This window comes from Frondihabitans sp. 762G35 (assembly GCF_002074055.1).
Taxonomy (GTDB): domain Bacteria; phylum Actinomycetota; class Actinomycetes; order Actinomycetales; family Microbacteriaceae; genus Frondihabitans.
This window is the reverse complement of record NZ_CP014619.1, coordinates 1,333,776-1,357,980: the sequence shown is the minus strand read 5'-3', so window position 1 is coordinate 1,357,980 and position 24,205 is coordinate 1,333,776. Positions and strand designations below refer to the sequence as shown.

Genomic DNA, 24,205 nt, shown 5'->3' with positions numbered 1-24,205 from the left:
GGTTCAGGGCCTGGGGTCCGCGACGGTCGGGGCGGGCGCGGCCGTCGTCCTCTCGAGGCTGCCGAGGAGCTGCGGAACGATCCGGTAGACGTCCCCGCAGCCGAGCGTGATGACGAAGTCGCCGTCGCGGGCGATCTCGGCGACCCGGTCGGCCGCCTCCTGCCAGTCGGGCACGTAGTCGACGCGGGACGGGTCGTGGAAGCGCTCGGAGACGAGCGCGCCGGTGACGCCGGGCACCGGATCTTCGCGGGCGCCGTAGACGTCGAGCACGACCGTGTGATCGGCGAGCGACTCGTAGGCGTCGGCGAACTCGCCCGCCATGAGCTGCGTGCGGCTGTAGAGGTGCGGCTGGTGGACGGCGATGAGCCGCCCCTCGCCGACGACGCTCCGCGCTCCCTCGAGGGCGGCGAGCACCTCCGTCGGGTGGTGGGCGTAGTCGTCGTAGACGCTGACGCCGCGCGCGATGCCGTGGAGCTCGAAGCGACGCACGGTGCCGCCGAAGAGCTCGAGGCCGGCGACGGCCTCCTCGGGGGTGAGGCCGAGGCCGGTCAGCACGACGTAGGCGCCGGCGGCGTTGAGGGCGTTGTGACGCCCGGCGACGGCGAGCTGGATACGGCGGCTGACGCCCGAGTGGGTGAGGGTGAAGGCGACGGGGCCGGAGGTCGTGACGTCCGAGACGCGGGCGTCGGCCCCCTCCGCCTCGCCGAAGGTGACGACCTTCGCCGGGTCGAGCGACGCCGTGACGGCGACCGCGCCCGGGTCGTCGCTCGAGATGGCGACGAACTCGCTCGCGCCGGAGGCGAAGTCGACGAAGGCCCGGTCGAAGGCCTCGCGCGACCCGTAGTGGTCGAGGTGGTCGGCGTCGACGTTCGTGATCAGGGCGATGGAGGTGTCGTAGAGGAGGAACGAGCCGTCGGACTCGTCGGCCTCGATGACGAAGAGGTCGTCGGAACCGCCCTTCGCGCTCACGCCGAGGGACTGGATGACGCCGCCGTTGACGAAGCTCGGGTCGCGGGAGGCGTCGAGGAGGGCCGTGACCACCATGCCCGTCGAGGTCGTCTTGCCGTGGGCTCCGGCGACCGAGACCAGTCTCTGCCCCGCGATGAGCCAGGCGAGGGCCTGCGAGCGGTGCAGGACGGTGAGGCCGTGCTCGAGCGCGTAGACGTACTCGGGGTTGTCCTGCCAGAGGGCGCCCGTGACCACCAGCGTGTCGGCGTCGCGGACGTTGGCCGCGTCGTGTCCGATGGCGATGTCGGCGCCGAGCTCGCGGAGCGCCTGGACGTTGTCGCTGTCGCGGACGTCGGAGCCTGTGACGCGCTGACCCGCGGCGAGGAAGACGCGGGCGATCCCGCTCATGCCGGAGCCGCCGATGCCGACGAAGTGGACGCGACCGAGCTCGTCGGGAAGGGGCTGGGTGAGATCGGGCTTGATCATGAGGGACGGCCGATGCTTTCGTGGGTGGTCGTGGGAGCGGCGGCCTCGAGGACGAGGTCGACCGTGCGGTCGGCGCCGTCGCGCACGCCCACCGAGGCCGAGCGGGCCGCCATGTCGGCGATGCGGGCGCGATCGAGGAGCAGGGGCACCAGGCGCGACCGGACCCACGACGGGGTGAACGCGGCGTCGTCGACGAGCTCCGCGCCTCCGGCCGCGACGACGTCGGAGGCGTTGAAGCGCTGCTCGCCGTTGCCGACGGGATAGGGGATCAGGACGGCCGGGAGACCGAGCGCGGTGAGCTCGCTCACCGTCGCCGACCCGGAGCGGGACACGACGAAGTCGGCCGCGGCCAGGGCGAGGTCCATCCGGTCGCAGTAGCGGACGAGGTGGTAGTCGGCCTGCGGAGGCGCCGCCAGGTCGGACTTCTCGCCCGTGATGTGCAGGATCTGCCAGCCGGCGCCGAGCACGACGTCGGCCGCACGCGACACGGTCTCGTTGAGACGCTTCGCACCGGTCGATCCCCCCGTCACGAGGAGGGTCGGCTTGGCCGGGTCGAGCCCGAAGAACTGCAGCGCCTCGGACTGCGTCGACCGCCGGTCGAGGTTCTCGATCTCGTCGCGGAGGGGCATCCCCACCTGCCGCGAGTGCCGCAGCTTCGTGGAGGCGAAGACGACGCCGACGTGGCGAGTAAGGAACGATCCCAGCACGTTGGCGATGCCGGGCTTCGCGTTGGCCTCGTGCACGACGATCGGCACCTTCGAGCGCCAGGCGGCGAGATAGGCGGGAGCCGCGGCGTAGCCGCCGAACCCCACCACGACGTCGACCGAGCGGTCGGCCAGCTGCTTCCGCACACCCCGCACCGACCCCGCGATGCGCTGCGGGAAGCGGAGGGCCTGCGCGTTGGGGCGTCGAGGGAAGGGCAGGCGCGGAACGGTGAGGAGCTCGTAGCCGCGCGCCGGGACCAGGCGGGCCTCGAGGCCCTCGGCCGTGCCGAGGACGAGGATCACGGCGCCGGGGTCGCGGCGACGGAGCCGATCGGCCGTCGCGAGCAGCGGGTTCACGTGCCCGGCGGTGCCGCCGCCGGCGAGGAGGTACGTCGTCACCGGAGAGACCCTACCCGCTCGCGGACGACCCGCGCCGGTGACTCGTCGGCGGCGTGCTGGCGCACGAACGACAGGACGACCCCGATGCCGATGAGGGTGAAGATGAGCGAGGATCCGCCCGCGCTGATGAGCGGGAGAGGCACCCCGAGGACGGGCAGGAGGCCGAGGACCACGGCGATGTTGACGAGCGCCTGGCCGATGATCCAGGTCATGATCGCGCCGGTCGTGATGCGGACGAAGGCGTCGTCGGAGCGACGGATGATCTTGACGAACGACACGGCGAGCACGATGAAGAGGCCGAGCACGACGATGGCCCCGATGAGCCCGAGCTCCTCGCCGACGATCGCGAAGATGAAGTCGTTGTCGGCCTCGGGCAGCCACGACCACTTGGCCTTGGAGTTGCCGAGTCCCACTCCGAAGACCCCTCCGGACGCGAGGGCCCAGAGCCCGTGAGTGGTCTGCCAGCAGGTGCTCTGGTAGGAGTCGCTGCCCTGGCAGCCGGCCAGCCACGCGGAGATCCGCGAGGTGCGCGACGAGGCGCTCATCGTGATGATCGGGATCGCCACGGCCATGACGGCGAGGGGCGCGAGGAAGAAGCGCATCTTGAGGCCGGCGAAGAAGACGGCGGCGAACACCAGCAGGAGCATGATGATCGTCGTACCGAGGTCGCCGCCGCGGACGACGAGGCCCAGCGCCACGACCACGACCGGGACGAGCGGCACGGCGACCTGTCGCCAGTCGTCGAGCTTGTCGCCCTTCTTCACGAGGATCATGCCGAGCCAGACGGCCAGCGCGAGCTTCAGGCCCTCGGAGGGCTGCGCGCTGAACGAGCCGATGTGGATCCAGTTGCGGTTTCCGCCGATCGTCACGCCGAGCGGCGAGAAGACCAGGAGCTGCAGGACGATGGCCGTGCCGAGGATCGCCCAGGCCCGCCGCTTCCAGGTGGCGATCGAGATCCGCGAGGCGATGAGCATCAGCGGCACCCCGATCGCGGCGAAGATGCCCTGTCGGAGGAAGGCGCCGAAGAAGTCGTGGGTCGCCACGTACTGCTCGACGCTCGACGACGACAGCACCATCACGAGGCCGAAGACGACGAGGAAGAGCGTCGTGCCGAGGATGACGAAGAAGGTCGACGTCTCGGCCGCGAACAGCCTCTTGACCCGGACCACCGCTCCCGCGGCCCGGGAGTCGTGCTCCCCCGGGGTGTCGGCCGCGCCCTGCTCGCGGGAGGCGGTCCGCAGGGAACCGGCCTTAGCCCGCAGGCGGCGCGGGAGGCTCGATGGAGTGAAGGCCATCGGCGTCACCTCCCAGGTGGTCGTGCACCGCCCGGGCGAAGGCATCGCCCCGGGCGGAGTAGTCGGCGAACTGATCGAAGGATGCCGCGGCCGGCGCGAGGAGGACGGTGTCTCCCGTCTCGGCGACCGAGGCTGCGAGCTGCACAGCCCGCGGCATCACCCTCTCAGTGTCGGGCTCGTCGACCTCGAACACGGGTATGCCGGGCGCGTGTCGCTCGAAGGCCTCCCTGAGCATCCGCCGGTCGGCTCCGATCAGCACGGCCGCCTTGACGCCCGCCGTGTCGTCGCGGACGAGCGGACCGACGTCGACGCCCTTGAAGAGCCCGCCGACGATCCAGACGACGGGTGCGCCGGCGGTCAGCGAGGCGCGGGCCGCGTGCGGGTTGGTCGCCTTGGAGTCGTCGATCCAGGCGATCCCGTCGCGCTCGGCGACCCGCTCGGAACGGTGGTGGTCGGCGCGGAACGCCGAGACCGCGAGGTGGATCGAGTCGGCCTCGACGTCGACGGCGCGGACCAGGGCCGCCGCCGCGAGGACGTCGGCCACGAGGTGCGGGGCGCCGAGTCCCGACTCCGTCAGGGTGGCGACCGTCGTCAGCTCGAGCGCCCGGGTCCGGCGCTCGGCGAGGAAGGCGCGGTCGACGAGAAGCCCCTCGACGACGCCGAAATCGCTGATCGGCGGGGCGTCGACACCGAATCCGACGGCGCGGCAGCCCTCTTCGACGTCGGCCTCCTCGACCAGGAGCCTGGTCGTCGCATCCTGCCGGTTGTAGACGCAGGCGATGCGCGTGTTCGCGTAGACGCGCCCCTTGGCGGCGCGGTAGGCGTCCAGGCCGCCGTGCCACTCGAGGTGGTCGTTCTCGACGTTGAGGCAGACGCTCGCGGCAGGATGCAGGGCACCCGGCCCCTCGATCGGAAGGTAGTGCAGCTGGTGGCTCGACAGCTCCACGACGAACACGTCGAAGCCCTCGGGCTCCCGCACGGCGTCGAGCACCGGAAGGCCGATGTTGCCGCAGGCGGCGACCGAGCGGCCGTCTGCGGCGACCATGGCCGCGGCGAGCTGGGTCGTGGTGGTCTTGCCGTTCGTCCCCGTGACGAGGAGCCAGTCCGCGACGCGCTCGGTCTTGTCGCGGACGCGCCAGGCGAGTTCGACGTCGCCCCACACGGCGGCTCCGGACTCGACCGCCCAGCGGACGAGCGGGTGGTGCGGCGCGAAGCCGGGGCTCACGACGACGACCTCCGGATCGAAGGCGACGAGGGCGTCGGGGGGCGTGTCGAGGTCGCTCTCGACGATGAGGCGCGCGCCGATGAGCGGGAGGAGTTCGGCGCGCTCGGCCGTGGCTCCGGACGAGACGTCGGGGGCGACGACGAGCACGTCGGCGCCGAGTTCCGCGAGCGTGTCGGCCGTCGAGAAGCCGCTCACGCCGAGGCCGAGGACGGCCGTGCGGAGGCCGCGCCAGTCGGCGTGCCAGCTGGTCAGGGAGTCGAGGCGCTCGGTCACGGGACCTGGCTGATCCACTCGAGGTAGAAGAAGCCCACGCCGGCGGCGACGAAGAGCCCAGCGATGATCCAGAAGCGGACCACGACCGTCACCTCGGCCCAGCCCTTGAGCTCGAAGTGGTGGTGGAGGGGGCTCATCAGGAAGATGCGCTTCCCGTGCGTGATCTTGAAATAGGCGCGCTGCAGGATGACGGAGCCGGTGACGACCAGGAAGAGCCCGCCGATCAGGATGAGGAGCAGCTCGGTGCGGCTCAGGATGGCCAGCGCGGCCAGAGCCCCGCCGAGGCCGAGCGAACCGGTGTCGCCGAGGAAGATCTGCGCCGGCGAGGTGTTCCACCAGAGGAAGCCGATCAGGCCGCCGGAGATGCACGCGGCGACGACCGCGAGGTCGAGCGGATTGGTGGTCGTGTAGCAGGCGTTCGCCACGGCCCGGGCGCTGCCGCACATCTGGTTGTTCTTCCAGAAGCCGATGAAGATGTACGAGGCCATGGCCAGGATCGAGGCTCCCGCGGCGAGGCCGTCGAGGCCGTCCGCCACGTTGACCGCGTTCGACGCCGACGTCGTGATCATGATGGTCCAGATCGCGAACAGGACGACCCCCACGATGGGTCCGAAGATCGCCAGGTCGAGCCAGGTGATGTCGCGTACGCCCGAGATCATCGACGACGCGGCGGTCTGCCCGGCACGGTCCGGGATCGTCAGGGCCAGCACGGCGAAGACGACGGCCACGATGACCTGGCCGAGGATCTTGGCCCAGCCCGTCAGGCCGAGACTCCGCTGGTTGCGGACCTTGGCGAAATCGTCGAGGAAGCCGACGAATCCGAGCCCCACCATCATCAGCAGGACGAGGAGGCCGCTCGCCGTCAGGTGGTCGCGCCCGACGACGTGCCCGACGAAGTAGCCGAGCACGGAGCCGATGATGAGGACGATGCCGCCCATCGTCGCCGTGCCGCGCTTGGTGTGGTGCGACTGCGGCCCGTCGGACCGGATGAACTGCCCCCAGCCGAGGCGGTGGAACAGCCGGATGAACGCGGGCGTCAGCAGGAGCGTGAAGACGAGCGACACGGCGCCGCCGACGAGCAGCGCGATCACTCCGTCACCCCCGCGAGGCGGTCGCCGAGGAACCGCAGGCCCGCGGACTTCGACGACTTGACCAGGACCACGTCTCCCTCTCGACGATCGGACGTGAGCGCATCGTACGCGGCGTCGATGTCGGGGACGAGGACGGACTCGCCGTCCCACGATCCTTCGAGCCCCGCCGCCATGTGGATGTGACGGGCGGCGTCGCCGACGACGACGAGCTTGTGGATGTTGAGGCGGACCACGAGGCGGCCGATCCGGTCGTGCTCCTCGAGGGCGAACTCGCCGAGCTCGGCCATCTCGCCGAGGACCGCGACGGAGCGCTGGTCGGGGCCGACCACCTGCGCGAGGGTCTTGAGCGCCGCGGCGACGCTGTCGGGGCTCGCGTTGTAGGCGTCGTTGATGACGGTGACGCCGTCGCCCGCGTCGAGGACCTCCATCCGCCAGCGCTCGGCGCGCGTGACGCTCTCGAGGACGGTGGCGGCGCGGTCGAGGTCGAGACCCCACTCCCCCGTCACCGCGAGGGCGGCGAGGGCGTTCATGACGTGGTGCTCGCCCAGGATGCGCAGCGCGACGCGGCGGGTGAGGCCGGACGGTGCGTGCAGCGTGAACGACGTGCCCGAGGCGGTCACGTCGATGTCCTCGGCCCGGTAGTCGGCCTCGTCGCCGAACCCGAAGGTCACGACGCGCGCCCGGGTGTCGTCACGCATAGAGGCGACGCGGAAGTCGTCGACGTTGAGGATCGCGGTGTCGGACTCGGGGAGGTCTGTGACCATCTCCGCCTTCGCCTCGCGCGTCTTCTCGATTCCGCCGAACTCGCCGGCGTGGGCGAGCCCGACCTTGAGCACGACACCCGTGTCGGGTCGGGCGACCCGCACGAGACGCGCGATCTCGCCGGAGCCCGACGCGCCCATCTCGACTACGAGGTACTTCGTGGCGTCGTCGATCCGCAGCATCGAGATCGGAGCGCCGACGTGGTTGTTGAACGAGCCCTCGGGGGCGACCGTGGGGCCGACGTCGGAGAGGATCGCGCGGAGCATGTTCTTGGTGCTCGTCTTGCCGTTGGAGCCGGTGATGCCGACCACGCGCATCCTGCCCTCGCCGCCCTCCGGGGTCGAGGAGCGCACGCGCTCGACGACGGCCGTGGCGAGCGCGGCCAGCGCGTCGACGCCGTTCTCGACGACGATCACCGGGACGGTCGTCCCGGCGTCGGGCTCGCGCTCGGCGACGACGAGCGCCGCGCCGTTCGAGATGGCGGACGGCACGAAGACGTGTCCGTCGGTGACCTCGCCGGGCAGGGCGAAGAAGACGGAGCCCTCGCGGACGAGCCGGGAGTCGGTCTCGACGGACCCCGAGACGACGTCGGTCGGAAGGGACGGGTCGGAGAGCAGGAGCCGGCCGCCGACGACGTCGGCGACCTCGGCCAGCGTGAGCGCGATCACTCGGCCCACCCGGCCTCGCGCAGGGCGTCGCGGGCTTCCTCGCGCGCCGAGTAGGGCGTGCGGACGCCGCGGATGTCGCGGTAGTCCTGGTGCCCCGGGCCGGCCCAGAGGATCGAGTCGCCCTCGCCCGCGAGCGATACGGCCTTGCGGATGGCCGCCTCGGGCGGGCTCACCTCGTGGATCTCGCGATCCGGGTAGGCCTCGCGAGCGGCGTCGACGAGCGTCTTCCGGATCGCGTCGGGATCCTCGAAACGCGGGTGGTGGTCGGTGACCACGAGGATGTCCGATCCGGCCGCGGCGACCCGAGCCATCTCGGGGCGCTTCGTCGTGTCGCGGTCGCCGTCGGCGCCGAAGAGCATGATGACCTTGCCCGGCGTGAAGCGCCGGACGGCGCCCAGGGTGTTCAGGAAGGCGTCGGGGCTGTGGCCGAAGTCGACGAAGACGCTCGGCCCGCGCTCGCCCGAGACCCGCTCGGTGCGTCCCGGCAGGTAGGCGACGATCCCGCCGTCGGAATCGAGCGCCTGGCCGATCGCCTCGAGCTCGAAACCGGCCTCGACCATCATCACGATGGCGAGGGCCGCATCGGCCGCCATGTGCCAGCCGATCATCGGGACCCGCGTCGTGAGGGTGCGCCCCTCGGGCCCCGCGAGCCGGAACTCGGTGTACGCGGCCTGCTCGTCGAGCAGCTCGACCTTCCAGTCCGCGTCGACGTCGGGCAGGATCGAGATGGTCGTCACGGGGACGCGGCTCGCCTCCACGACGCGCTCGCCGTAGGGCGAGTCTAGCGAGACGACGGCGCGCTTGGCGCGGTCGGGCTGGAAGAGCGGGAGCTTCGCCTGGAAGTACTCCTCCATGTCGCGGTAGTCGTCGAGGTGGTCGTGGCTGAGGTTCGTGAACCCCGCCACGTCGAAGACGAGTCCGTCGACGCGGTTGCGGCTGAGCGCCTGGGCGCTCACCTCGACGGCGACGGCGCGCACCTCGCTCTCGCGCATGCGCGCGAGGAGGGCGTGCATCTCGCTGGCCTCCGGCGTCGTGAGACGGGAGACGACGGTGAGATCGCCGATGTGGCGCTCCGCGGTGGACGACAGCCCCGTCACGAGGCCGAGCTGCTTGAGGATGCCCTCGAGGAGGTACGAGGTCGAGGTCTTGCCGTTGGTGCCGGTGACCGCGAAGAGGAGGGGGCCGTGCTCGCCCGTGCGGTAGACCCACGCGGACACGTCGCCGAGGGCGGCGCGCGGCGAGTCGACGAGGACGACCGGCAGGCCGGAGCCCTTTGCGATCTCGGCGCCGCGGCGGTCGGTCAGGAGCGCGACGGCGCCGCCCTCGCGAGCCTGGGCGGCGAACTCGGCGCCGTGGCGGTTCGCGCCCGGGACGCCGACGTAGAGGTCGCCGGGGTGCAGGTCTCCCGTGGAGAGCGTGACGCCCGTGATCTCGATGCCGTCGAGCGAGCCGATGTGCTCGAGGCCGAACTCGCTGGCGAGTTGGCCGAGCGATCTCGCCGAGGGATGTTCCGGACGAAGGACCGGGGGGATCCGGGCACTCAAAGAATCCTCATTTCTAACCAGGCTGGTCGGGCGGGAGCGGGACTGCTCACCACGTGTCGGGCAGGTGGGTCGGTGCCGTCGTCGACGGCTTCACCCGGTACGTCTCCAGGACCTGGGACATTATCTCGCGGAAGGCCGGAGCCGCCGCGAACGAAGTCTTCAGCGTAGTCGGCTTCGTGAACGTCACGAGAACCACGTACTGCGGATTCTCCGCCGGAGCGACGCCCGCCACGGAGATGATGTAGTCGCTGCCGTAGCCGCCCCCGGGCGCGTCGGCGATCTGGGCCGTGCCCGTCTTGGCGGCGACGTTGTAGCCGGAGATCGGCTGCATGCCCTTGAGGGTGCCGTCCGGGATCGTGTTCTCGAGCATGTGGACGACGTCCGTCGCCGCCTGCGGGGAGACGACCCTCGTGCCGGTCGAGGAGGGGACGTCGGTCAGGGTGCCGTCGGCCTGGCGGCAGCCCTTGACCAGCTTGACGGGCATCCTGACCCCGCCGTTGGCCAGGGTCTGGTAGATGCTCGCGGTCTGGATCGCCGTCGCTCCGACGCCCTGGCCGAACATGCTGTTGATGTTCGTCTGCTGATCCCACGACTGCGGCGTGCCCAGCTGGCCGTTCGACTCGCCGGGGAACTTCACCTCGGTCTGCGTGCCCAGGCCGAACTTCTTCATGTAGTCGTAGCGCGTCTGCTTCGACAGGAGCTCGCCGACCTGCGAGATGCCGACGTTCGACGAGTTCGCCAGGATGCCCGCGAGCGTGAGGTTCTCGACCGGGTGCGACTCCGCGTCGCCGATGCGACCGCCCCACGGGAAGGTGCGGGAGTCGGCGACGCTCTCCTTCGTGCCCGTGCTCGCCACGCCCTTGTCGATGGCGGCCGCGGCGACCATCGCCTTGAAGGTCGAGCCGGGCTCGTAGCTGTCGGTGAACGCCTTCGAGAAGCGGTCGGCCGCGGGCGTCGCGCCGACGTCGTTCGGATCGACGGTGTCGGAGTCGGCGACGGCCAGGAGCGAGGCGTCGGAGGCCTTCATGACCACGACGGTGCCCGAGGTCGCCCCGAGAGCCTTGACCTGCTCGTCGAGATCCTGCTGGACCTGGTATTGGAGGTCGGAGTCGATCGTCGTCTCGAGGGTCCCTCCCGCGACGGACCTCTTCGTCGTCGTCGTGCTCCCCGGGAGCTTGACCCCGTCGGCACCGCGCTCGTAGGTCTCGGAGCCGTTCGTCCCGGCCAGGCAGGAGTCGTAGGCGTACTCGAGCCCCGCCTGCGCGCCCTCCGTGCCGACGAAGCCGACGAGGTTGCCCGCGACGGCTCCCGCCGGATAGGTGCGCGACGTGACGCGCTGCGGGTAGATCCAGGAGATGCCGAGTTTCACGATCGCGTCGTACGCGTCGATGTCGACGGCGCGCACGAGGAGGGCGTAGTCGGAGTCCGGGTTCGCCTTCAGCTTCTTCATCAGCGACCCGGCGTCGGAGTGCGTGGCCCTCGCGATCTGCGCGACGGTCTGCTCGAGCGAGTAGGTGGTCTTCTTCTTCGTCTTCGGGTCGATCGTCGAGTACCCCGTCGCGAAGCGCGGCGCCGCCGTGATGTCGTAGCGGAGGACCGTTCCGGCGAGCACCTTGCCGTTCGCGTCGACGATATCGCCCCGGTCGCCGTACACCGTCGTCGAGATCGACCTCTTGCCGACGGCGTCGGTGTTGAGCGACTGCGCCTGCACGACCTGGATGTCGACGAGTCGCACGACGAACACGGCGACGAGCGCGAAGATCGCGATGGCCGTGATCGACACGCGTCGGCGACGGGCCCGGACGGCGGCGGAAGCGGTTGGTCTCACGAGAGGTTCCTCACTGCGCGCCCCGACGGGCTGGGGCGGGCATTCGACGGCTGACGTTCGCCGGGCGGTCTCGATGCCCTCGCGCGGACGCCGCTAGCGGGTCTCGGGAGCCGCCAGCTGGTTCGTTGTCGACGGTACCGAGGTGCCGGTCGATTTCGGTGCTGCCGCGCCCGGAGCGGACGAAGCGGCTCCGGCCGCGGCATCCTTCGCGCTCTTCGTCACGACGGGGACTCCGCCCAGGAGGCTGTTCGCGATCAGGTTGCCCGATGCGCTGGCCTCGGGTGCTGCGGCCTGCGGCGTGCCGAAGACGGCGCCGCTCGCGAGGTCGAGGTAGACCGGGTTCTGGTTGCGCACCATGCCGAGCGCGGCGGCGTTGTTGGCCACGTTCTGCGGCGACGAGAGCACCTGCAGCTTCTCGGAGTACTTCTGCTGGGACCGGCCGAGTTCCGTCTGCGTGTTCTGCAGGGCGGAGATCTGGTAGGCGCCGTCGCTCAGGGCGATGCTGATACCGAGCTGCGTGAGCAGGAGGACGAAGAGCGCCGCCGTCGCCACGAGAGCGTAGACGATCCGGGGTCGGGCGCGGCGCTGGCTGCGGCTCGTGACGATCTCGATCGGGCCGGGGCGCCCGCCGAGCTCCCCGAGGACGTCGGGCCCCGTCGTACGGGGCAGGGCGTAGGCGAGGTTGTCGCTCATGCTGATCTCCGGATTCGTTCGGCGGCGCGCAGACGCACGGGTTTCGCTCGGGGGTTCAGGTCTTTCTCGTCGTCGCTCGCGAGTTCCGCTCCGCGGACCAGGAGTCGGAACTCGGGGCGGTGCTCCGGCAGCTCGACCGGGAGACCGGCGGGAGCCGTCGACTGCGACCGGGCCGCGAACTCGCGCTTCACGAGGCGGTCCTCGAGCGACTGGTAGGCGAGCACGACGATCCGGCCGCCGATCGCGAGACGGTCGAGGGCCGCGGGCAGCGCCGACTCGAGGGAGGCGAGCTCGGCGTTGACCTCGATGCGGAGGGCCTGGAAGACGCGCTTCGCAGGATGCCCGGCTCGCTGCAGCGCCGCCGGCGTCGCGTCGCTGAGGAGGTCGACGAGCTGCCCGCTCCGGACGAGGGGGGTCTCGATGCGGCGCTCCACGATCCGGCGCGCGTAGCGCGGAGCGAGCTTCTCCTCGCCGTACTGGTAGAAGATCCGGCGCAGCTCGGCCTCGGAGTAGGTGGCCAGGACCGTCTCGGCGGTGACGCCCTGCGTGGGGTCCATGCGCATGTCGAGCGGGGCGTCCTTCGAGTACGAGAAGCCGCGCTCCACGCGATCGAGCTGGAGCGAGGACACGCCGAGGTCGAAGAGGACGCCGTCGACCTCGTCGATGCCGAGCGAGTCGAGGGCGCGGGCGATCCCGTCGTACTCGGTGTGGACCAGCTTCGCGCGGTCGCCGAAGGAAGCGAGCCGCTCCCCCGCGATGCCCAGCGCCTCGGTGTCGCGGTCGAGCCCGACCAGGGTGAGCTCGGGGTGGCGCTGCAGCATGGCCGCGGAGTGTCCGCCCATGCCGAGTGTCGCGTCGACGACGACGGCGCCGGGGCGCGAGATCGCCGGTTCGAGCAGCTCGAGCGAGCGATCGAGGAGGACGGGGGTGTGGATCTGGTCGTCTGCCATGGTGACGGAGCCCGGATCCTCGGGCCCTGATCCCCATCCATCCCACCTGGCACCGGGGAAGGTGCGCCAGGGGTGGACGGCTGGGAGTCAGGGCCAGAGGGTCAGAAGAGCCCGGGGATCACCTCCTCCGTGGTGTCTGCGAAGGACTCCTCCTGCTCGGAGTAGTAGGTGTTCCACGCCTCGGTGTCCCAGATCTCGGCGCGGTTGCCGGCGCCGATCACCGTGAGGTCGCGGCCGAGCCCGGCGTACTCGCGGAGGTTCGCGGGGATCGTCACGCGGTGCTGCTTGTCGGGGATCTCGTCGGAGGCGCCGGAGAGGAACAGTCGCAGGTAGTCGCGGGCCTGCTTGCTGGTGACGGGCGCCTGCCGGATGCGGGAGTGGAGGTCTTCGAACTCGCGCTGGCTGAAGACGTAGACGCACCGCTCCTGGCCCCGGGTCATGACGAGGCCGGCGGCCAGTTCGTCACGGTACTTCGCGGGGAGGATGATGCGCCCTTTCTCGTCGAGCCGGGGCGCGTATGTACCGAGGAACACGTTGCACCCCCGCTCACTACGGCCCCACTCGGTGGCTGTTCCTCCACTTTACTCCACAACGCACCACCAAACAACGAAAATGCCCCGAACGGGGGCCGTCGGGGACGAGAAAAACCCGCCGTTCCGGGGATCGGCGGGGTGGAGGAAAAGGGAGTGAAAAGAGACGGCCGAGAGCGAATGAGCGCACGAAAAAGGGCCGACCCGAGGGTCGACCCTGTCTCTGTGGGTGCGAGTGGCGCTGAACTCGAGCTAGCGCCCGTCGCCGCCCTGCCGCTTGTCCCAGCGCTCGTTGAGGCGGTCCATCATGCTGCCGCCCTTGGAGGCGCCCCTGCCGCGACCCCGCGGAGCACCGCCGGTGGAGGAACGGGGAGGGACCGGGGCCGGGCCGAGGAGACCACGACGACGACGGGGAGGAGCGATGGCGAAGAGGGCGCCCGCGAGGAGGACGATGAAGCCGGCCACCCCGATGAGGGGCTGGCGGAGAGCCACGCCCGTGATGACGATCCCGATGCCGACGAGCGACCCGAGGATTCCGAGGACCACCATGGTGTAGCTCGGTCGTCCTCGACCGGAGCTCATGGTGGTGACGAAATCGGAGTCGTTGTTGTAGAGGCTGCGCTCCATCTCTTCGAGCAGCCGCTGCTCCTGTTCGGAAAGAGGCATCTTGGTTCCCTTCAGGCTCAGCCCACTGATCGGGCCCTTCACGCTTGGGATCCACGCGTGGTGAGTAGCTTCCGATACTACGACCGCAAGCACTGGATAGGCTAGGCGGCGTGGCTGAGAGTACGCGGTTAGTAGACGTCGTTCAAGAGCGGATCGACACCTTTCTCGGCGAGCAGCGACCCCAGCTGCTGGCCATCGCTCCCGACGTCGAATCGTTCGCGCGATTCTCGGCCGATCTGCTGCGCGGGGGCAAGAGATTCCGGGCCCTGTTCTGTTACTGGGGCTGGCAGTCGGTGGCCGGGCTCGAGCAGTCCTTCGACCCGCTCGCGACGGCACCCGACCGCGACGGCCTCGCCGCGGTGATGACCGCGTCGGCGGGTCTCGAGTTCTTCCACGCCGCCGCCCTGGTCCACGACGACATCATGGACAGGTCGGACACCCGCCGCGGCATGCCCGCCGCGCACCGACGCTTCGAGGAACTGCACCGCGACGGCGGCTGGCTCGGCGACGCCGCCTCCTTCGGGACCTCCGGAGCCCTCCTCTTCGGCGACCTCCTGCTGAGCTGGAGCGACGAGCTGATCTCCGAGGCCTTCGACTCTCTGCCCTCCCGCGAGGCCGCCCGCGCCGCGAGGCGCGAGTTCAACCGGATGCGCACCGAGGTCACCGCGGGCCAGTTCCTCGACATCCTCGAGGAGAACGCGTGGGGCAGCGTCGACGACGATCAGCTCCTCACCCGGGCGCAGCGCGTCATCGTCTACAAGTCGGCGAAGTACTCCGTCGAGGCGCCCCTCACGATCGGCGCGGCCATGGCCGGCGGGACGACGAAGCACCTCGACGCGCTCCGGCACTTCGGCCTCCCCCTCGGGATCGCGTACCAGCTCCGCGACGACCTGCTGGGGGTCTTCGGCGACCCCTCCGTCACCGGCAAGCCGTCCGGGGACGACCTCCGGGAGGGCAAGCGCACCGTGCTGATCGCCACCGCCCGGGCCACCCTGCCCGGCAACGCCGTCCGACTGCTCGACGAGCTGCTCGGCGACCCCGAGCTCGACGACGACCAGGTCGCCATGCTGCAGGCGACGATCCGCGACTCCGGCGCCGTCGAGGCGATCGAGGAGTCGATCGCCGACCAGGTGGCGAAGGCCAAGGCGGCCATCACGTCCGCTCCGCTCGCGTCGAGCGCGCGATCGCAGTTGTCACAGCTCGCCGACACCGTCACCCGCCGCACCTACTGACGCTCCGTCGGGCGGCGCGTCCGCGGCGTTGTCGTCGTCGGCGATAGCGCCGCTATCACCGTCCTCCTCCGCCTTGCGGCCGCACTGCCCGACGGAGCGTCCGCGGCCTCGTCGTCGTCGGCGAAAGCGCCGCTATCACCGTCCTCCTCCGCCTTGCGGCCGCACTGCCCGACGGAGCGTCCGCGGCCTCGTCGTCGTCGGCGATAGCGCCGCTATCACCGTCCTCCTCCGCCTTGCGGCCGCACTGCCCGACGGAGCGTCCTACAAGAGGGACTGGGCGACGCGGCGCACCTCGGCCTTGCGGCCGGCCTCGAGAGCCGCGAGGGGGCTCGTGCCGAGGGACTCCTCGTCGGACAGGAGCCAGTCGAGCGCCTCGTCGTCGGTGAAACCGTTGTCGGCGAGCACGGTCAGCGTGCCGCGGAGCTCGTGCATCGGCTCGCCGTCGACGACGAACTGCGCGGGGATCTTGCGGACGCCGTCGACGTGCGTCGCGAGGAGGACGCGCTCCTCGAGGAGGCGCCGGACCCTGCTGGCGGTGGTGCCGAGCAGCTCGGCCGCATCGGGGAGGGTCAGCCAGGAGATGTTCGCGAACCACGGCCGCGTCGAGAGCTCAGTCACTCCTCCACTGTGCCACGAGTTGGCTCCCCCGCGCGCTCGCCCCCCGAACTCGGGTGGTCGTCACACCCGTCACACCCGCCCCGTTAATTGACTTGCCTATACATCTGTGTCAGCGTGGACACCGACGACACGCCGCCCGCAACCAGGCGGCTTTCAGCCGTCGCCGTGCCGACCACCGTCACCGACCTTCGCGGGGAAGCTCCATGAACGACGCAGAATCCATGACCGGCGCTGATTCGCTGAACGGCGACGCACCGACCGGGACTGACCGGACCCCGAATCGCAGCGCGGCGTATCGCATCGGCCGGTCGATGCTGGGGACCGTGCCCATCGTCCTGGCGTCGTCGATGGCCGTGTCCCTGAACATGACCGGCCCGCTCTTCGCCGCCGCCCACGTCCAGCCGCAGCTGAAGAAGCCCGGGGTGAGTCCGCTCCCCGAGACCCGGATCGACGTCTCCCCCGAGCTCTCGGCGCCCGAGATCCGCACCGCCTCCGTCACGACCGACGGCGTCATCGAGTCGGCCGCCGCCCCCACGACCTACCGCGTCGCCGCCGGAGACACGGTGTCGAGCATCGCGGGCCGCTTCGGCCTCTCCACGGCGAGCGTCCTCGCGCTCAACGGACTCAGCTGGAAGTCGACCATCTACCCCGGGCAGACGCTGCACCTCACGCACACCGTGACGAAGGCCGCGGCGCGACCCGCGGCTCCTGCGCCCGCCCGCGCCACGGGCTACACGATCGTCCGCGGCGACACCGTCTCGTCGATCGCGGCGCGGCACGGCGTCTCGACGTCAGCCCTCCTGGCCGCGAACCACCTCGGGCCGACCACGATCATCTACCCGGGCCAGCACCTCACGATCCCGGGAGCGAAGGCGGCCCCGGCTCCGGCGCCCGTCCGCACCGTGGCCGCCTCGCCCTCGAAGGCGTCGACGTACGTGATCCGCACCGGCGACACGCTCTCCTCCATCGCCAAGGCGCACTCGGTCTCCGTCGAGAAGCTCCTCGCGGCGAACCACCTGAGCTGGACCAGCACCATCTACGCCGGCAAGCGCCTCACGATCCCGTCCGCCGCCCACGCGGTGAGCGCCGCGTCGACCGGGAGCGCCACGCCCGTCCCGTCGAGCTCGCTGAACGCGGAGCAGGCCGCCAACGCGCGCACCATCATCCGGGTGGGCCGATCGCTCGGGGTCAGCGACTACGGGATCGTCATCGCCCTCTCCGCCGCGGCGCAGGAGTCGGGGCTCCGCAACCTCTCCCACGGCGACCGCGACTCCGTCGGCCTGTTCCAGCAGCGGCCGAGCACGGGCTGGGGCAAGAAGGCCCAGCTGATGGACACCGCGCACGCCGCCCGACTGTTCTTCGGCGGCCTGCACAACCCCAACGCGGGCAAGACGCGCGGGCTCCTCGACCTCCGCGGCTGGTCGCGGATGACGGTGACCCAGGCCGCCCAGGCGGTCCAGGTGTCCGCCTACCCGACCGCCTACGCCAAGTGGGAGCGCCCCGCCCGCGTCTGGCTCGCCTCCCTCTGAGTAACGGTTTGGCCCGCGGCGGTGAGTTGGCCTCTCCGATCAGCGCTCCGACCGTAAAATCCCTCGAGTGAGCGCCAACCAGACTGACCCGATGATCGGCCGCCTCATCGACGGCCGATACCAGGTGCGCTCACGCATCGCCCGCGGCGGCATGGCGACGGTCTACCTCGCCTCCGACCTCCGGCTGGAACGGCCGGTCGCCGTCAAGATCATGCACGGCCACCTCGCCGACGACGAGAACTTCAAGGAGCGCTTCATCCAGGAGGCGCGGTCCGCGGCTCGGCTGGCGCACCCCAACGTGGTCAACGTGTTCGACCAGGGCCAGGACGACGAGTCCGCCTACCTCGTCATGGAGTACCTCCCCGGCATCACGCTGCGCGAGCTCCTCCAGGAGCACAAGGTGCTGACGCCGGACCAGGCGACCGACATCCTCGAGGCGGTGCTCGCGGGCCTCGCCGCCGCTCACAAGTCGGGCATCGTCCACCGCGACCTCAAGCCGGAGAACGTCCTCCTCGCCGACGACGGCCGGATCAAGATCGGCGACTTCGGCCTCGCGCGCGCCGCCAGCGCGAACACGGCCACCGGCGCCGCGCTCCTCGGCACGATCGCCTACCTCTCCCCCGAGCTCGTGACCCGCGGCATCGCCGACACCCGCAGCGACATCTACGCGCTCGGCATCATGCTCTACGAGATGCTCACCGGCGAGCAGCCCTACAAGGGCGAGCAGCCGATGCAGATCGCCTACCAGCACGCGAACGACACCGTGCCGATGCCGAGCGCGGTGAACCCCCGGGTTCCACCCGAGCTCGACGAGCTCGTCCTCTGGGCGACCGCGCGCGACCCCGACCAGCGTCCGCGCGACGCCCGGGCGATGCTCGAGCACCTCTACGACCTCCAGCGAGGCGTCGCCGAACCGAAGACCACGGGCGTCCACAAGACGATTGTGCTGCCGGCCGCGATGGCCCCCGTGCCGCCGGCACCGGGAGGGCGGACCGGCGACACCGCGATCCTGCCCAAGGCCCGGCACCGAACCGGACCCGTGGCTCCTGCGACCAGCTCGGCGAACGCCGACGCGCTCGGGCGCAAGGCGGCCGTCCGGCGTCGTCGCGGCGCGGTGCTGCTCGTGCTCGTCGTGGTCCTGGCCCTGATCGCCGGAGGCACGGCGTGGTGGTTCTCGACCGGCCCGGGCGCGCAGGCGGCCGTCCCCGGTGTCGCCAACCGGAGCGTCGCCGAGGCGACCGCCGCCCTGACCGCCCAGGGCTTCACCGTGGCTCCGCAGCAGATCAAGGTCAACGACGCCGTCATCAAGGCGGGGCAGGTGACCGGCACGCGTCCCGGCTCGGGAGCGAGCGTGCCCAAGGGGTCGCGGGTGGCCCTCCTCGTCTCGCAGGGGCCGCGGCTCCTGCCGTTCCCCGAGGTGGTGGGCCAGCAGGAGTCGGCGGCGAAGTCGGCCCTCTCGGCCTTCGTCGTCCGCGACTCGGTGTCGCGCTTCGGCGATCAGGCGAAGGGGGTCGTGATCGGCGTGGCCGGCACGAACGCCGCGGGCGCCGCGGTCGACCTCGCCGACGCCTCCACCTACGGCGAGAAGCAGCCGGTCACCCTCACGGTGTCGCTCGGCCCCGTCCCCGACGTGGCCGGGAAGTCCCTCGGTGACGCGCAGGCGGCCCTCTCCGCCGTCGGCCTCACCGGCACCCAGACGGGTTCGGAGTTCAGCGAGACCGTCGCCTCCGGGGCCGTCATCAGCTCCTCACCGGCCGCCTCGGGGCCGGTGACGCCGGGCGCCACGATCAACCTCGTCGTCTCCAAGGGGCCGACGCCGATCACCGTCCCCGACGAGCGGGGCAAGTCGATGAAGCAGGCGATCGCCGACATCTCCAAGCTCGGCCTCAAGGTCTCCTACGACGCGTGCACGCCGCGGGCGCTCTGCGATCTCGGCGACTGGAAGAGCGTCGCCAACGTCACGGCAACAACGCCCGCCGGCGGCGCCACGGCCTACCGGAACGACACGATCGCCCTCACCTGGAGCCTGGTCGGCTGATCCGACGGACGACGCCGCCGCACCCTCGAAGAGGCGCGGCGGCGTCGTGAACAGTGCCCTTGTCGAGCCGTGCGGGCTCGCGCCGGACTAGGCCTGGGCCAGCGACAGCTCCTCGGAGACGAGGAACGCGAGCTCGAGCGACTGCATGTGGTTGAGCCGCGGGTCGCAGAGGCTCTCGTAGCGCGTCGCGAGAGTCGCCTCGTCGATGTGCTCGGAACCGCCGAGGCACTCCGTGACGTCGTCGCCGGTCAGCTCGATGTGGATGCCGCCCGGGTGCGTCCCCGCGGCGCGGTGCGCCTCGAAGAAGCCCTTGACCTCGTCGACGATCTCCTCGAAGCGACGCGTCTTGTAGCCGGACGGCGTCGTCATGCCGTTCCCGTGCATCGGGTCGGAGACCCACAGCGGAGTGGCGTCGGCGGCCTTGATGGCCTCCAGGAGCGGCGGCAGGGCGTCGCGGATCTTCCCGGCGCCCATCCGCGTGATGAAGGTGAGTCGGCCGGGCTCGCGCTCGGGATCGAGCTTGTCGATCAGGCGCATCATGTCGTCGGGCGTCGTCGTGGGGCCGAGTTTGACGCCGATCGGGTTGCGCACGCGGGAGAGGAAGTCGACGTGGGCGCCGTCGAGGTCGCGGGTCCGCTCGCCGATCCACTGGAAGTGCGACGACAGCGCGTAAGGCGTGCCCGTCCGCGAGTCGATGCGGGTCATCGGCCGCTCGTAGTCCATCAGGAGCGCCTCGTGGCAGGTGTAGAACTCGGCGCGCCGCATCTCGTCGAAATCGGCTCCGGCCGCCTCCATGAAGCGGACCGCCTTGTCGATCTCCTTGGCCAGGTGCTCGTACATGACGTTCGCCGGGTTCGACGCGAAGCCTTTGTTCCAGGAGTGCACCTGGCGGAGGTCGGCGAAGCCACCCTGCGTGAAGGCCCGGATGAGATTCAGCGTCGACGCGGACGTGTGGTAGCCGCGGACGAGCCGCTGGGGATCGGGCTGCCGGGACTCCGGCGTGAAGTCGTAGCCGTTGATGATGTCGCCGCGGTACGCGGGCAGCGAGACGCCGTCGCGGGTCTCGACGTCGCTCGAGCGGGGCTTCGCGAACTGCCCGGCCATGCGGCCCATCTTGATGACGGGAACGGAGGCGCCGTAGGTGAGCACGACCGCCATCTGCAGGATCGTCTTGACCCGGTTGCGGATGTTGTCGGCCGTGGCGTCCGCGAAGGTCTCGGCGCAGTCGCCGCCCTGCAGGAGGAACGCCTCGCCGGCCGCGGCCGAGGCGAGCCGCTCGCGGAGCGTGTCGACCTCGCCCGCGAAGACGAGGGGCGGGTACGTCGCGATCTCGGCCGACGCCGCGGCGACGGCGGTCGGGTCGGGCCAGGACGGCTGCTGCTTGATGGGGAGGGTCCGCCAATAGTCCAGCCCTGCGATCACGTCGGGATCGGCGGTGACGACTGGGAATTCGGGCTGGAGCACCTGGTGTCCTCGTTCAGATCGTGGGGCTGTTCGACGGCCTTGCGGCCACGAGAATCGAGCCTATCGCGAAAGGACGGCGCGCCTCTCCTTGACCGAGGACGCGTAGACGTCGACGTATTCCTGGCCCCCGAGAGTGTTCAGCGAGTGCATGATCTCGTCGGTGATGGACCGCAGGATGAAGCGGTCGCCCTCCAGCCCCTCGAACCGGCTGAAGTCGAGCGGCTCCCCGAACACGACCCCGATGCGGTGGAGGTGCGGCCTCTTCGAACCGGTGATCATGACCTTCTGCGTGTCGATCATCGCGACCGGGATCACCTTCACCCGCCCCTCCAGGATCATCCGTGCGACGCCGGTCCGCCCCCGGTAGAGGCGCCCGTCGGGGCTCCTGGTGCCCTCGGGGTAGATGCCGAGCTGCTCCCCGCGGGCGAGGACGCCGAGGCCCGTCGCGAGGGAGGCCTCCGACGCCTTGCCGCCGGAGCGGTCGATGGAGAGCTGCCCGGTGGCGTTGAAGAACAGGCGCGTGGCGAGCCCGCGGACTCCCCGGCCCGTGAAGTAGTCGCTCTTCGCCAGGAACGAGATCCGACGCTCCAGGACGAGCGGAAGGAAGATCGAGTCGACGAACGAGAGGTGGTTGCTCGCGAAGATGACGGGACCGGACTCGGGCACGTTCTGCTTGCCGACGACCCACGGTCGGAAGATCGACAGCAGGATCGGGCGGAACAGGAACGTCTTCATGATCCAGTAGAACAAGGCTGTTCCCTCCGCTCGGCTCGTCGATTCTAGTGGCGGCCCGGAAGGGCGCGGCAGAGGGCGGTCAGAGCGCGGCGACGTGGAGCCGCGCCAGGTCGGCCGCCCCGACGACGCCCGCGTCGTTCACGAGCTCGGCGATGACGAAGTCGGGCTCCGGGTGGAAGCCGCGCGCCGGCAGGTGCGTGAGGTAGGCCTCGCGGATCGGGGCGAGCAGCAGCTCCCCCGACTGCGCGACCCCGCCGCCGATGACGAAGAGCTGGGGGTCGAGCACGACGCTGAGCGACGCGCAGGCCTGGCCGATCCAGGAGCCGAGCTCGCGGAGCGCCTCGAGGGCGCCCGGGTCGCCGGCGCTGAGGAGCCCCGCCACGTCGTGCCCGGAGAGCGCGCCGTGGGCCGACCGGAGGTCGGCGAGGGCCTTGCCCGTGGCGCCCCCGCGGTCGGCGACCTCGCCGGCCATGCGGAGGAGGGCCCGGCCGGAGCCGTACTGCTCGATGCAGCCGAAGGCGCCGCAGCCGCAGGGCAGGCCGTTCGGCACGACCCGGAGGTGCCCGAGCTCGCCGCCCGTGCCGAAGCCGCCGCGGAGAAGGCGATCCTGGGCGACGATGGCGCCGCCGACGCCGGTGCCGATGGTCAGCATCGCCATGTCGCTCACGAGGCGCGCGGCCCCGAAACGGAACTCGGCCCACCCGGCGGCGTTGGCGTCGTTGTCGATGGTGATGTGGAGGTCGAGCTCGTCGTTGAGCCGGGCCCGGAGCGGCTCGTTCCGCCAGGGGATGTTGGGCGTGTAGTAGACCGTCGACTGCGCGGCGTCGATGAATCCCGGCGCCGCGACTCCGGCGGCGACGACGTCGTGCTCGCTCTGGAGCTCGCGGATCATCCGGACGACGGCGGCGACGATGGCCTCCGAGTCGTCGCCCGGGGTCGGGACCCGACGCTCCGCGACGATCTCGCCGAGTTCGGTGACCACGCCCCCCGCGATCTTGGTTCCGCCGATGTCGATTCCGATGGCCTGCACGAGGATTCAGTGTACTGCCGTGCTCCGGGCGACCCGCCACGGCCCCTTCGATAGGGTGAGGGCATGTCCGCCTCGACGACCACAGCGCTGCTCCTCGAGCGGGTGGCGCTCGATCCCGCGTCGCGTCTGATCTCCCTCCCCGACACGTTCGGCGGCTGGTTCGACCTCACCGCCGCGGAGTTCCTCGATCGCGTCCGCGCGCTGGCCAAGGGCTTCCTCACGGAGGGTCTCCGGGTCGGCGATCGCGTGGGCGTGCTGTGCTCCAATCGGTTCGAGGCGACCCTCGTCGACTTCGCCGCCGCGATGGTCGGCATCGCGACCGTGCCGCTCGACGCCGACATCGCGCAGGAGTCGCTGCTCGCGGTCCTCGACGACGCGCGAGCGGTCGGCGTGGTCGTCGAGACCGCCCGCGACTTCGCCCGCTTCGACGAGCTGCACAGCGACCTCCCCTCGGTGCAGCAGGTGTGGCAGATCGCCCTGGCCGACCTCGACAAGCTCGCCCTCCGAGGCCGCGGCGGCGTCTCCGACGCGGAGCTCGGCGCCCGGATCGTCGAGATCGGCGCCGAGACGCCCCTCGCGGACCACTACCTCGGCCAGGACGGCGGCGTCCTGCGACGCACGACCCTCACGCACGGCGTCGCGGCCTCGCGCGCCGTGGCCCTGGCGGGGGTGCTCGCCCGCCCCGCCGGCGACCGCGACCGCCCCGAGATCGCAGAGCCGGCCGCGCTCCTCGTCCTGCCCGCGACCGACGTCGCCTCGCGGATCACGGCGCTCGTGGCCGTGACGCTCGGGGCGCGGATGGGTCACCTCGCGGATCCTGCGCGACTCGTCGCGACCCTCGCGAGCTTCCGCCCCACGCTGCTCGTGGCGCGACCGCCGCTCCTCGAAGCGCTCGACCACGCCGCCCAGGAGCGTGCGCAGTCGGCCGGGCGCGCACCGGCGGTCCGACAGGCCCTCGAGGTGGCCGACGAGTACGCGGGCGCTCTCGACGGCCCGGTGTCGAGGGGCCTCCGCACGCGATTCGCCGTGGCGGACGCCCTCGTGCTGCGGGGACTCCGCCGGACGGCCGGGGGCCGCCTCGTCGACATCGTGTCCATCGCCGACGAGACCTCGCTCGCACCGCGGCTCCGCCTGCTCATGCGCGCTCTCGAGGCCCGCCCGCTCGAGGCCTACGGGTCGGCCGAGACGGCCGGCATCGCGATCGTCGAGCGCCCGGGCGATCCCTTCGGGCGCCCCGAGGGCACGATCGGCCGTCCCCTCGACGGGGTCGAGGCGTCGATCTCGCCGGCCGGCACCCTCGTCCTCGCCGGGCTCGGTGTGGCGCGAGCGGTGCCGGTCGAGTCCTCGGCGGCCTCGCGAGTCTCCGGAGCCTCGGCGGGAGACGGCTCCGTCGACACGGGTCTCCCCGCGTCGCTCGACGAGGGCCGCGTCCGGATCCGGGGCCGGGCTCCGAACCCGACGTCGGGCTCCGAGGCCCAGGCCGACTAGGGCCGTTCG

20 protein-coding genes are annotated in these 24,205 nt (G+C 71.1%); 4 read left to right on the top strand and 16 right to left on the bottom strand.

Annotation, left to right across the window (positions count from 1 at the left end):
• Nucleotides 1-3: 3 nt before the first annotated feature.
• The 12 genes from murC to AS850_RS06500 form a co-directional block, all read right to left on the bottom strand.
• The gene (murC, locus tag AS850_RS06555; protein ID WP_119868382.1) at nucleotides 4-1,434 is read right to left on the bottom strand and encodes a UDP-N-acetylmuramate--L-alanine ligase; all 1,431 of its coding nucleotides are present in this window, start codon (nucleotides 1,432-1,434) and stop codon (nucleotides 4-6) included.
• A complete protein-coding gene (locus AS850_RS06550; RefSeq protein ID WP_119868381.1) occupies nucleotides 1,431-2,537 on the bottom strand; it encodes a UDP-N-acetylglucosamine--N-acetylmuramyl-(pentapeptide) pyrophosphoryl-undecaprenol N-acetylglucosamine transferase in 1,107 nt (368 codons plus the stop codon). The genes murC and AS850_RS06550 overlap by 4 nt, the downstream gene beginning before the upstream one ends.
• Nucleotides 2,534-3,832: a putative lipid II flippase FtsW gene (ftsW, locus tag AS850_RS06545; RefSeq protein ID WP_119870182.1), complete on the bottom strand. Its 1,299-nt coding sequence runs from the start codon at nucleotides 3,830-3,832 to the stop codon at nucleotides 2,534-2,536. Before ftsW ends, AS850_RS06550 begins: the two co-directional genes overlap by 4 nt.
• Nucleotides 3,789-5,330 carry a UDP-N-acetylmuramoyl-L-alanine--D-glutamate ligase gene (murD, locus tag AS850_RS06540; RefSeq protein ID WP_119868380.1) on the bottom strand — a complete coding sequence of 514 codons (1,542 nt, stop codon included), beginning with the start codon at nucleotides 5,328-5,330 and terminating at the stop codon, nucleotides 3,789-3,791. Before murD ends, ftsW begins: the two co-directional genes overlap by 44 nt.
• The gene (gene mraY / locus AS850_RS06535) at nucleotides 5,327-6,421 is read right to left on the bottom strand and encodes a phospho-N-acetylmuramoyl-pentapeptide-transferase (RefSeq protein ID WP_119868379.1); all 1,095 of its coding nucleotides are present in this window, start codon (nucleotides 6,419-6,421) and stop codon (nucleotides 5,327-5,329) included. The genes murD and mraY overlap by 4 nt, the downstream gene beginning before the upstream one ends.
• Entirely contained in the window at nucleotides 6,418-7,851 is a 1,434-nt protein-coding gene (locus AS850_RS06530) for a UDP-N-acetylmuramoyl-tripeptide--D-alanyl-D-alanine ligase (RefSeq protein WP_119868378.1), read from the bottom strand. The genes mraY and AS850_RS06530 overlap by 4 nt, the downstream gene beginning before the upstream one ends.
• The gene (locus tag AS850_RS06525; protein WP_119868377.1) at nucleotides 7,848-9,395 is read right to left on the bottom strand and encodes a Mur ligase family protein; all 1,548 of its coding nucleotides are present in this window, start codon (nucleotides 9,393-9,395) and stop codon (nucleotides 7,848-7,850) included. The genes AS850_RS06530 and AS850_RS06525 overlap by 4 nt, the downstream gene beginning before the upstream one ends.
• A gap of 46 nt (nucleotides 9,396-9,441) precedes the next feature.
• Nucleotides 9,442-11,223 (bottom strand): peptidoglycan D,D-transpeptidase FtsI family protein, encoded by a 1,782-nt coding sequence (locus AS850_RS06520; RefSeq protein ID WP_119868376.1) that lies wholly within the window; start codon nucleotides 11,221-11,223, stop codon nucleotides 9,442-9,444.
• A gap of 93 nt (nucleotides 11,224-11,316) precedes the next feature.
• Nucleotides 11,317-11,916, bottom strand: coding sequence for a hypothetical protein (locus AS850_RS06515; RefSeq protein ID WP_119868375.1), 600 nt, complete (start codon nucleotides 11,914-11,916; stop codon nucleotides 11,317-11,319).
• Nucleotides 11,913-12,866, bottom strand: coding sequence for a 16S rRNA (cytosine(1402)-N(4))-methyltransferase RsmH (rsmH, locus tag AS850_RS06510; RefSeq protein WP_119868374.1), 954 nt, complete (start codon nucleotides 12,864-12,866; stop codon nucleotides 11,913-11,915). The genes AS850_RS06515 and rsmH overlap by 4 nt, the downstream gene beginning before the upstream one ends.
• Before the next feature lie 101 nt (nucleotides 12,867-12,967).
• Nucleotides 12,968-13,399: a division/cell wall cluster transcriptional repressor MraZ gene (gene mraZ / locus AS850_RS06505; protein ID WP_119868373.1), complete on the bottom strand. Its 432-nt coding sequence runs from the start codon at nucleotides 13,397-13,399 to the stop codon at nucleotides 12,968-12,970.
• A 249-nt stretch (nucleotides 13,400-13,648) separates the two neighbouring features.
• A complete protein-coding gene (locus AS850_RS06500) occupies nucleotides 13,649-14,062 on the bottom strand; it encodes a DUF3040 domain-containing protein (protein ID WP_119870181.1) in 414 nt (137 codons plus the stop codon).
• 110 nt (nucleotides 14,063-14,172) lie between these two features.
• Between AS850_RS06500 and AS850_RS06495 the strand changes: the two genes are divergently transcribed.
• Nucleotides 14,173-15,294 carry a polyprenyl synthetase family protein gene (locus AS850_RS06495; RefSeq protein WP_119868372.1) on the top strand — a complete coding sequence of 374 codons (1,122 nt, stop codon included), beginning with the start codon at nucleotides 14,173-14,175 and terminating at the stop codon, nucleotides 15,292-15,294.
• 261 nt (nucleotides 15,295-15,555) lie between these two features.
• On the opposite strand, the gene AS850_RS06490 is transcribed toward AS850_RS06495, so the two are convergent.
• Nucleotides 15,556-15,912, bottom strand: a complete 357-nt coding sequence (locus AS850_RS06490) for an Rv2175c family DNA-binding protein (protein ID WP_236940855.1) — start codon at nucleotides 15,910-15,912, stop codon at nucleotides 15,556-15,558.
• A gap of 221 nt (nucleotides 15,913-16,133) precedes the next feature.
• Between AS850_RS06490 and AS850_RS06485 the strand changes: the two genes are divergently transcribed.
• The gene (locus AS850_RS06485) at nucleotides 16,134-17,441 is read left to right on the top strand and encodes a muramidase family protein (protein ID WP_236940854.1); all 1,308 of its coding nucleotides are present in this window, start codon (nucleotides 16,134-16,136) and stop codon (nucleotides 17,439-17,441) included.
• 91 nt (nucleotides 17,442-17,532) lie between these two features.
• On the top strand, nucleotides 17,533-19,479 hold the full coding sequence (pknB, locus tag AS850_RS06480) for a Stk1 family PASTA domain-containing Ser/Thr kinase (RefSeq protein ID WP_442856910.1): 1,947 nt from the start codon (nucleotides 17,533-17,535) through the stop codon (nucleotides 19,477-19,479).
• An 87-nt stretch (nucleotides 19,480-19,566) separates the two neighbouring features.
• Here the strand turns inward: pknB and AS850_RS06475 are convergent, their stop codons facing one another.
• The 3 genes from AS850_RS06475 to AS850_RS06465 form a co-directional block, all read right to left on the bottom strand.
• Nucleotides 19,567-20,901 carry a class II 3-deoxy-7-phosphoheptulonate synthase gene (locus AS850_RS06475; RefSeq protein WP_119870178.1) on the bottom strand — a complete coding sequence of 445 codons (1,335 nt, stop codon included), beginning with the start codon at nucleotides 20,899-20,901 and terminating at the stop codon, nucleotides 19,567-19,569.
• A gap of 102 nt (nucleotides 20,902-21,003) precedes the next feature.
• Nucleotides 21,004-21,693: a lysophospholipid acyltransferase family protein gene (locus AS850_RS06470; protein WP_119868370.1), complete on the bottom strand. Its 690-nt coding sequence runs from the start codon at nucleotides 21,691-21,693 to the stop codon at nucleotides 21,004-21,006.
• Between the two features lie 64 nt (nucleotides 21,694-21,757).
• Nucleotides 21,758-22,708, bottom strand: coding sequence for an ROK family glucokinase (locus tag AS850_RS06465; RefSeq protein WP_119868369.1), 951 nt, complete (start codon nucleotides 22,706-22,708; stop codon nucleotides 21,758-21,760).
• Nucleotides 22,709-22,771: 63 nt separating this feature from the next.
• On the opposite strand from AS850_RS06465, the gene AS850_RS06460 reads away from it, so the two are divergent.
• Nucleotides 22,772-24,196 (top strand): AMP-binding protein, encoded by a 1,425-nt coding sequence (locus AS850_RS06460; RefSeq protein ID WP_119868368.1) that lies wholly within the window; start codon nucleotides 22,772-22,774, stop codon nucleotides 24,194-24,196.
• Nucleotides 24,197-24,205: the final 9 nt, after the last annotated feature.

What these genes read in the sequence shown, in the direction of transcription:
- murC (WP_119868382.1), bottom strand. Translation starts at nt 1,434, where the DNA reads ATGATCAAGCCCGATCTCACCCAGCCCCTTCCCGACGAGCTCGGTCGC.
- ftsW (WP_119870182.1), bottom strand. Translation starts at nt 3,832, where the DNA reads ATGGCCTTCACTCCATCGAGCCTCCCGCGCCGCCTGCGGGCTAAGGCC.
- AS850_RS06515 (WP_119868375.1), bottom strand. Translation starts at nt 11,916, where the DNA reads ATGAGCGACAACCTCGCCTACGCCCTGCCCCGTACGACGGGGCCCGAC.
- rsmH (WP_119868374.1), bottom strand. Translation starts at nt 12,866, where the DNA reads ATGGCAGACGACCAGATCCACACCCCCGTCCTCCTCGATCGCTCGCTC.
- AS850_RS06500 (WP_119870181.1), bottom strand. Translation starts at nt 14,062, where the DNA reads ATGCCTCTTTCCGAACAGGAGCAGCGGCTGCTCGAAGAGATGGAGCGC.
- AS850_RS06485 (WP_236940854.1), top strand. Translation starts at nt 16,134, where the DNA reads ATGACCGGCGCTGATTCGCTGAACGGCGACGCACCGACCGGGACTGAC.
- pknB (WP_442856910.1), top strand. Translation starts at nt 17,533, where the DNA reads ATGATCGGCCGCCTCATCGACGGCCGATACCAGGTGCGCTCACGCATC.
- AS850_RS06460 (WP_119868368.1), top strand. Translation starts at nt 22,772, where the DNA reads ATGTCCGCCTCGACGACCACAGCGCTGCTCCTCGAGCGGGTGGCGCTC.